Raw genomic sequence first — 6,407 nt, forward strand, 5'->3', positions numbered from 1 at the left:
TCACCGTCGACGTCATACCGTCCGCGCGGCCCTGCGGTACGAGACCACAGCGTACGAACCGAACACCAGCAGCCAGCCGATGAGCACCGCGACCGTGCCGAGGCCGATCCCGGCGCCGTCCGTCACGGACGTGCCGAGCTGCGCGAAGCGGTGCGTGGGTGTGTAGCCGGACAGCGCGCGCAGCCAGCCGGGGAACAGATCGACGGGGAACCACAGACCGCCGAGCACCGCGAGCCCCAGGTTGCACGCCGTGTTCACCACGCCCGTGGTCTGCGCGGTCAGGCGGTAGCCGTTGCCGAGCCCCAGCATCGTGAAGGGCAGCGAGCCGGCCCAGAGCAGCACGGCGGCCGCCGCCCACTGCCAGGGCTCCATGCGTACGCCGTTGACCAGGCCGCCCGCGGCGAACACCGTCACGATCGCCGGAAGCACCGTCACCGACCCGGTCAGGGCCCGGCCGAGCACGACCTCGCGGGGCGTCATCGGCGTGGCCCGCAGCTGCCGCAGCCAGCCGGTCGTCTTGTCCTCGGCGACTCCGGTACCGGTGTTCAGGGCGGCGATCATGGCACCGTACGCGGCCATGCCGACCATGGACGTGGTCTTCCACTCGGCGTAGTCGGAGCCGCCGCCGACGTTGGTGAACAGCAGATACATCAGGACCGGAAGGCCGATGCCGCCGATCACGAAACCGGTGTCGCGCAGGGTCCTGCGCACTTCGAGCCCGAGATAGGCGAACATCACACGGCCTCCAGGGCGGTAGCGGCGACGGACGTCGTGGGAGCGGCGACGGAGGTCAGGGCCAGGAACGCCTCGTCGAGCGAGGCCTCCGCGACCCGCAGGCCACGGATCGCCCCCAGCTCCGCGAGCGCGACCACCGTCGCGTCGGAGTCCTCCGTACGCAGCGTGGCCCGGCCCCCGCGCACCTCCACGGAGAGCACACCGGGCAGCAGGGTCAGGCCTTCCGTGCCGCGCCCCGCCAGGTCGAAGGAGACGGAGCTGCCGCCCGCCGCCCGCTTGATCCGCTCGCCGCTGCCGTCGGCGACGATCCTGCCGTGGTCCATGACGACGATCCGGTCGGCGTGCCGGTCCGCCTCCTCCAAGTAGTGGGTGGAGAAGAGGACGGTGTGGCCGCGCCGCGCATAGCCGCGCATCGACGTCCAGAAGGCCGCCCGCGCCTCCACGTCGAGCGCGGCGGTCGGCTCGTCGAGGACGATCAGCGAGGGGTTCCCGGCCAGCGCAACGGCGAACCGCACCCGCTGCGTCTGGCCCCCGGACAGTTTGTCCACGCGCCGCCCCGCGAGCTCCTCGATCCCGGCGAGCGCCAGCGCTTCGCCGACCGGCATCGGCGCCGGATAGCGGCCCGCCACGAAGGAGACCAGCTCGCGCACGGTGACCCTCGGGACGAGCCGCCCCTCCTGGAGCATCGCGCCGACCCGCCCCGCGCGCACGGCGGCTCCGGGCGGGCCGCCGAAGAGCCGGACCTCGCCCTCGTCGGGGTCGTCGAGGCCGAGCAGCAGGGAGATGGCGGTGGACTTGCCCGCGCCGTTGCGGCCGAGCAGGGCGACGGTCTCGCCGGGCTCGATCCGCAGGTCGACGCCGTCGACGGCACGGAGCGGGCCGAAGGCCTTGACCGCGCCGGTGAAGGTCACGGCAGGTCCGTCCGCGGGGCCGCTCTCTGAGGTCTTCTTCATGACTGTGACGCTACGAACTCGGGGCGGGGCGGCGGCAGATGCGGTTGTACGGATTCGGCCGGTACAAATGTCACCGGTGATGTCGCGGGTGGTGTCACGGGTGATGTCACGGCTGAGTCCGGCTCACGAATCTGACGTGACGTCAGGAGTCTTCACAAGTCCTGGGTGCTGGGCTATACATGGGGTCGCCGGACTGGAACGCGTTCTAGAACGGGCCGGTCGACGACCGGCTCTCCGGCCCCGTTACGACCTCGGTGCGGCCGACGGTGCGGACGGCCGTGCCGAGGTCTCTGCCCTCCTCCCAAGGAGCTGCCACACATGCCCATCGACGCCGCGAAGGCCGTAGCCGCGGAACCCAGGTCGGCCGAGATCGCCTGGGACCACAAGGACATCCAGCTCTACCACCTGGGTCTGGGAGCCGGCGTCCCCGCCACCGACCCCGACGAGCTGCGCTACACCCTGGAGTCCGGGCTGCACGTCCTGCCCAGCTTCGCCACCGTCGCGGGGGCGGGCATGGGCATGATGGGCGGCCTCTCCGCCCCCGGCATCGACGTGAACCTCGCCGCCGTCCTGCACGGCGGCCAGACCATCACCCTGCACCGCCCGATCCCGGTCAAGGGCAGCGCCACGACCACCTCCAGGGTCGCCGCCGTGTACGACAAGGGCAAGGCGGCCGTCCTCGTCCTGCGCTCCGAAGTGGCCGACGCCGAAGGCCCGTTGTGGACCAGCGACGCCCAGATCTTCGTACGCGGCGAAGGCGGATTCGGCGGCGACCGCGGCCCCTCCGTCCGCCTCCCGGCCCCCGATGGCGATCCCGACCGGACCGTCGAGCGCCCCGTACGCGAGGACCAGGCGCTGCTCTACCGCCTCTCCGGCGACTGGAACCCGCTGCACGCCGACCCCGAGTTCGCCAAGCTCGCGGGCTTCGACCGGCCGATCCTGCACGGCCTGTGCACCTACGGCATGACGCTCAAGGCCGTCGTGGACACGCTGCTCGGCGGCGACGTGTCGCGGGTGCGCGGCTACAGCACGCGCTTCACCGGCGTCGTCTTCCCCGGGGAGACCCTGCGGATCCGGATGTGGCGCACCGAGGGACGCGTCCAGGCGACCGTGACGGCGGCCGAGCGGGACGACGCGCCGGTCCTCGCCGACACGGTCGTCGAACACGCCTGAATCTTCGAAGACGCCTGAACCGTCGCTGAATCTTCGTACGAGAGGAGCCGCACCATGCGCGCAGCCGTACTGCACGAGATAGGCCAGGACAAGCTCGAGGTCCTCGACGACGTCGAGGCGGTGGGGTTCGGCCCCGGCAAGGTGAGGATCCGGGTGCGGGCCACCGGCCTGTGCCACTCCGACATATCGGCGATGAACGGCGTACTGCCGCAGCCCGCGCCGTTCATCCCCGGGCACGAGGGCGCGGGCGAGATCATCGACGTCGGCGACGGCGTGACCGGGCTCGCCCAGGGCGACCGGGTACTGCTGTGCTGGCTGCCCGCGTGCGGCACCTGTCCCGCCTGCAAGCGCGGCCAGACCCAGCTGTGCCTGGCCGGATTCATGAACGCGGGCACGCCCAACTTCAAGCGGCCCGGCGGGGACGTCTTCGGCTTCGCGGGGACGGGGACCTTCACCGAGGAGGTCGTGGTCGACGCGGGCTGCGCCGTGCCGATCCCGGACGACGTGCCCTTCGACATCGCGGCGCTGATCGGCTGCGGGGTGACGACGGGGCTCGGCGCGGCCGTCAACACCGCTGATGTGGCCGCCGGTTCGTCGGCCGCCGTCATCGGCTGCGGCGGTGTCGGGATCTCGGCGATCCAGGGCGCACGGCTCAAGGGTGCGGCGCAGATCATCGCGGTCGATCCGGTGGCATCGCGCCGCGAGGCCGCGCTGAAGTTCGGCGCGACGGAGGCGGTCGCCCCGGACGAACTCGCCGACGCCAAGCAGCGGGTGACCGCGGGCGAGGGTTTCGACTACGTCTTCGAGGTGGTCGGCAAGTCCGCCACGGCCCGCACGGCGTACGAGACGACGCGGCGCGGCGGCACGCTGTGTGTCGTGGGCGCGGGCGCGCTCGACGACTTCCTCCAGCTCAACATGTTCGAGCTGTTCTTCGACGAGAAGAAGATCCTGCCGTCCATGTACGGCGGAGGCGACGTCCTCACCTCCTACGAGCGGGCCATCGCGCTGTGGCGCGCGGGCCGCATCGACCTGGAGAGCCTCATCACGCACCGGGTGCAGCTGCCGGAGATCAACGAGGCGCTCGACCAGATGCGTACGGGGGTCGCGCTGCGGACGTGCATCGAGATCTGAACTCCCCAGCTCTGAACTCCCCGGTTCTGAAAGGACTTTGATCATTGATGCCACAGCCACAGCCACAGCCACAGCCGCTGCCGCTTGAGGGCCTGTCCGCGATCGTGACCGGGGCAGGCCGGGGTCTGGGGCGCGCGGAGGCCCTCGAACTCGCCCGGCTCGGCGCGAGCGTCGTCGTCAACGACTTCGGGCAGCCCGGCCGTGACGGCTCCGGCGAGGCATCGGCGACACCGGCCGAGGAGGTCGCCGCGGAGATAAGTGCCGCGGGCGGGCAGGCGGTCGCGCACCTGGGCGATGTCGCGGACCACGAACAGGCGTGCGGGCTCGTCCAGTTGGCGATCGACACGTACGGCAAGCTGGACATCCTGGTGAACAACGCGGGCATTCTGCGGGACCGGATGATCTTCTCGATGAGCGAGGGCGAATGGGACTCCGTCATCCGCGTCCATCTCAAGGGCCACTTCAACACGACCCACTTCGCGTCGGCCCACTGGCGTGAACGGTCGAAGGCGGCGGAGGCTCCGGTCTACGGCCGGATCGTCAACACCTCGTCCGAGGCGTTCCTCGCGGGGTCGGCGGGCCAGCCGAACTACGCGGCGGCGAAGGGCGGCATCGTCGGTCTGACCACGTCGAGCGCGCTCGCGCTCGGCAAGTACGGGGTGACGGCGAACGTCATCTGTCCGCGGGCGCGGACGCGGATGACGGAGGACGTGTTCGCGGGGTTCCAGGAGCCGGGGGCGGGCGAGCTGGACGCGCTCGCTCCGGAGCATGTGGCTCCGCTGGTGGGCTACTTGGCCTCGCCGGCCGCCGCCGCGGTCAACGGGCAGTTGCTCGTCGTCCATGGCGGGATGGTGGCGGTCGTCGAACGCCCGAAGGTGGCCGCGAAGTTCGACTCGGCGAAGGGCGTGTTCACCTACGAGGAACTGGACGAGGCGCTGTCCCCTCACTACGCGGGGAGGCCGAAGGGGGAGACGTTCGCTGCGGCGGAGGTGCTGGGGCTGAAGCGGGGTTAGATTTCCCCAACCCCGCCCCTTCCACCTTTCAGCCCGTCCGGCGTTTGAGGACGAACTCGGCGGAGCCGGTGACTTACCGAGCCATGAGCCCGACGGAGTCGGAAAGTTCGGGAAGGGGCGGGGCTGGGGAAAGAATCAGCTCTGTTCGCCCTGGCGGCGGTGCCGCCCCCGCGGAGCCGTCTCCGCATCCTGCGCGGCCACCGGCCCCCGGTGCCGGCCGGAACCGGAAGAGGCCGCCACCATCGCCGGCGGCGGCGCCACCCGCGGGTCGGGAACCTGCTCTGTTTCCGTACTGATCCCTGTCGTCATCAACACACTCACCCCGTAAAACGGTAAAGAAGATCGTTCGGTACAGCCGGGCGAGTCTAACCAACGCCCGTACGCCCGGTGAGAGGCGCCTGCTGCAACGGAACGGGCCGCGCGGCCACCGGCGTCGGCGCCTCCCGCGGAGGGGGAGGTTCCACCTCCGCGACACCACAGGGCACGGCCCCCGTAGCGTACGGAAGACGCAGGACGCCAGCTCGCGTCCAGCGCCCGGCACCGGCCAACCACCCCTCGGGCGCCGCCAGTTGATGCAGCCGACGCTCGGCGGGACGCCACACGCCGAGCCAGCTCCCCGCCGCCCCGTAGATCCGCAGCGCCACCGCACAGCTCTCCGGCATCAGCGTCTGCCCCGGCTGGATGGAGAACGGAGTCACCGCGTGGTCCGGAAGACGCAGGCACTCGGGGAAGCGCACCGGGCGCGTACCGCCCAACACCCCCCAGCCGAGCCGGTCATGGCCCGGCGCGTCCGAGCGGACCAGGAGCAGCCCGCTGTCGGCGTCCGCGAGCAGCACCCGGTCGTCGCTCTCCTCGGCGATCTGGAGGAGCGGCGACACCTCGCCGCCCCGCTCCAGATCGACCGCCACCGCCTTGACCCGCCCTTCCAGCTCCCGGTCCAGGGCCAGGATTCGGCCCTCGCCGTCCAGCCAGACGCCGCCCGAACAGCGCCCGGGGATCCCCGCGAGGTGCTCGGGTCCGAAGCTGCCGCCCGCCACCAGCCACAGGTCCGTCGAGCTCTCGCCCACCGCGATCGCGTACGCACACCTGCCGCCCGGCGGCGGCGGGAGCAGGCTCAGCCGGGACGCGCCGCAGTCGACGGCGCCGAGCGGGACCTCGCCCGTGTCCGGCCCGGTCGGGTAGAGCAGCGCGAACGCGTGTCTGCCGTCCACCACGCGGTGGATGAGGACGCGCCCGTCGGCCATCGGCAGGACCTCCGTGCCGGGCTCCTCCGGCTGGCTGCCGGGCAGCGGCACGGCGTACGGCTCGGGGGAGTCGAGGGTCCAGCGCTCGGGGAACCAGGAGCCGCCGTCGTGAGCGAGGCGCGCGGCGTACGCACCGTCGGCGGTGATCGTCACGGGGG

General features: G+C 71.7%; 6 protein-coding genes. 3 read left to right on the forward strand and 3 right to left on the reverse strand.

From position 1 onward, the window contains the following. Window positions 1-12: 12 nt before the first annotated feature. Window positions 13-735 (reverse strand): ABC transporter permease, encoded by a 723-nt coding sequence (locus tag E2651_RS18020; protein ID WP_135332180.1) that lies wholly within the window; start codon window positions 733-735, stop codon window positions 13-15. After that, window positions 735-1,688, reverse strand: a complete 954-nt coding sequence (locus tag E2651_RS18025; protein ID WP_135332181.1) for an ABC transporter ATP-binding protein — start codon at window positions 1,686-1,688, stop codon at window positions 735-737. The genes E2651_RS18020 and E2651_RS18025 overlap by 1 nt, the downstream gene beginning before the upstream one ends. Window positions 1,689-2,006: 318 nt before the next feature. Here E2651_RS18025 and E2651_RS18030 point away from each other — a divergent pair, with 318 nt between their 5' ends. From E2651_RS18030 to E2651_RS18040, 3 genes are read left to right on the forward strand one after another with little or no spacing between them, the layout of a single operon-like run. Then, on the forward strand, window positions 2,007-2,861 hold the full coding sequence (locus tag E2651_RS18030; protein WP_135332182.1) for a MaoC/PaaZ C-terminal domain-containing protein: 855 nt from the start codon (window positions 2,007-2,009) through the stop codon (window positions 2,859-2,861). A 54-nt stretch (window positions 2,862-2,915) separates the two neighbouring features. Further along, window positions 2,916-3,992: a Zn-dependent alcohol dehydrogenase gene (locus E2651_RS18035; RefSeq protein WP_135332183.1), complete on the forward strand. Its 1,077-nt coding sequence runs from the start codon at window positions 2,916-2,918 to the stop codon at window positions 3,990-3,992. Between the two features lie 47 nt (window positions 3,993-4,039). After that, window positions 4,040-5,005: a 3-oxoacyl-ACP reductase gene (locus E2651_RS18040; RefSeq protein WP_135332184.1), complete on the forward strand. Its 966-nt coding sequence runs from the start codon at window positions 4,040-4,042 to the stop codon at window positions 5,003-5,005. Between the two features lie 365 nt (window positions 5,006-5,370). On the opposite strand, the gene E2651_RS18045 is transcribed toward E2651_RS18040, so the two are convergent. Continuing rightward, window positions 5,371-6,402 carry a hypothetical protein gene (locus tag E2651_RS18045; protein ID WP_245238951.1) on the reverse strand — a complete coding sequence of 344 codons (1,032 nt, stop codon included), beginning with the start codon at window positions 6,400-6,402 and terminating at the stop codon, window positions 5,371-5,373. Window positions 6,403-6,407 lie beyond the last annotated feature (5 nt).

It is taken from the genome of Streptomyces sp. MZ04 (assembly GCF_004684775.1).
In the GTDB taxonomy this organism is placed as follows: Bacteria; Actinomycetota; Actinomycetes; order Streptomycetales; family Streptomycetaceae; genus Streptomyces.

Excerpts from the sequence above, each read along its gene's own strand:
- E2651_RS18035 (WP_135332183.1), top strand. The coding sequence starts at position 2,916 with ATGCGCGCAGCCGTACTGCACGAGATAGGCCAGGACAAGCTCGAGGTC.
- E2651_RS18030 (WP_135332182.1), top strand. The coding sequence starts at position 2,007 with ATGCCCATCGACGCCGCGAAGGCCGTAGCCGCGGAACCCAGGTCGGCC.
- E2651_RS18025 (WP_135332181.1), bottom strand. The coding sequence starts at position 1,688 with ATGAAGAAGACCTCAGAGAGCGGCCCCGCGGACGGACCTGCCGTGACC.
- E2651_RS18020 (WP_135332180.1), bottom strand. The coding sequence starts at position 735 with ATGTTCGCCTATCTCGGGCTCGAAGTGCGCAGGACCCTGCGCGACACC.
- E2651_RS18040 (WP_135332184.1), top strand. The coding sequence starts at position 4,040 with ATGCCACAGCCACAGCCACAGCCACAGCCGCTGCCGCTTGAGGGCCTG.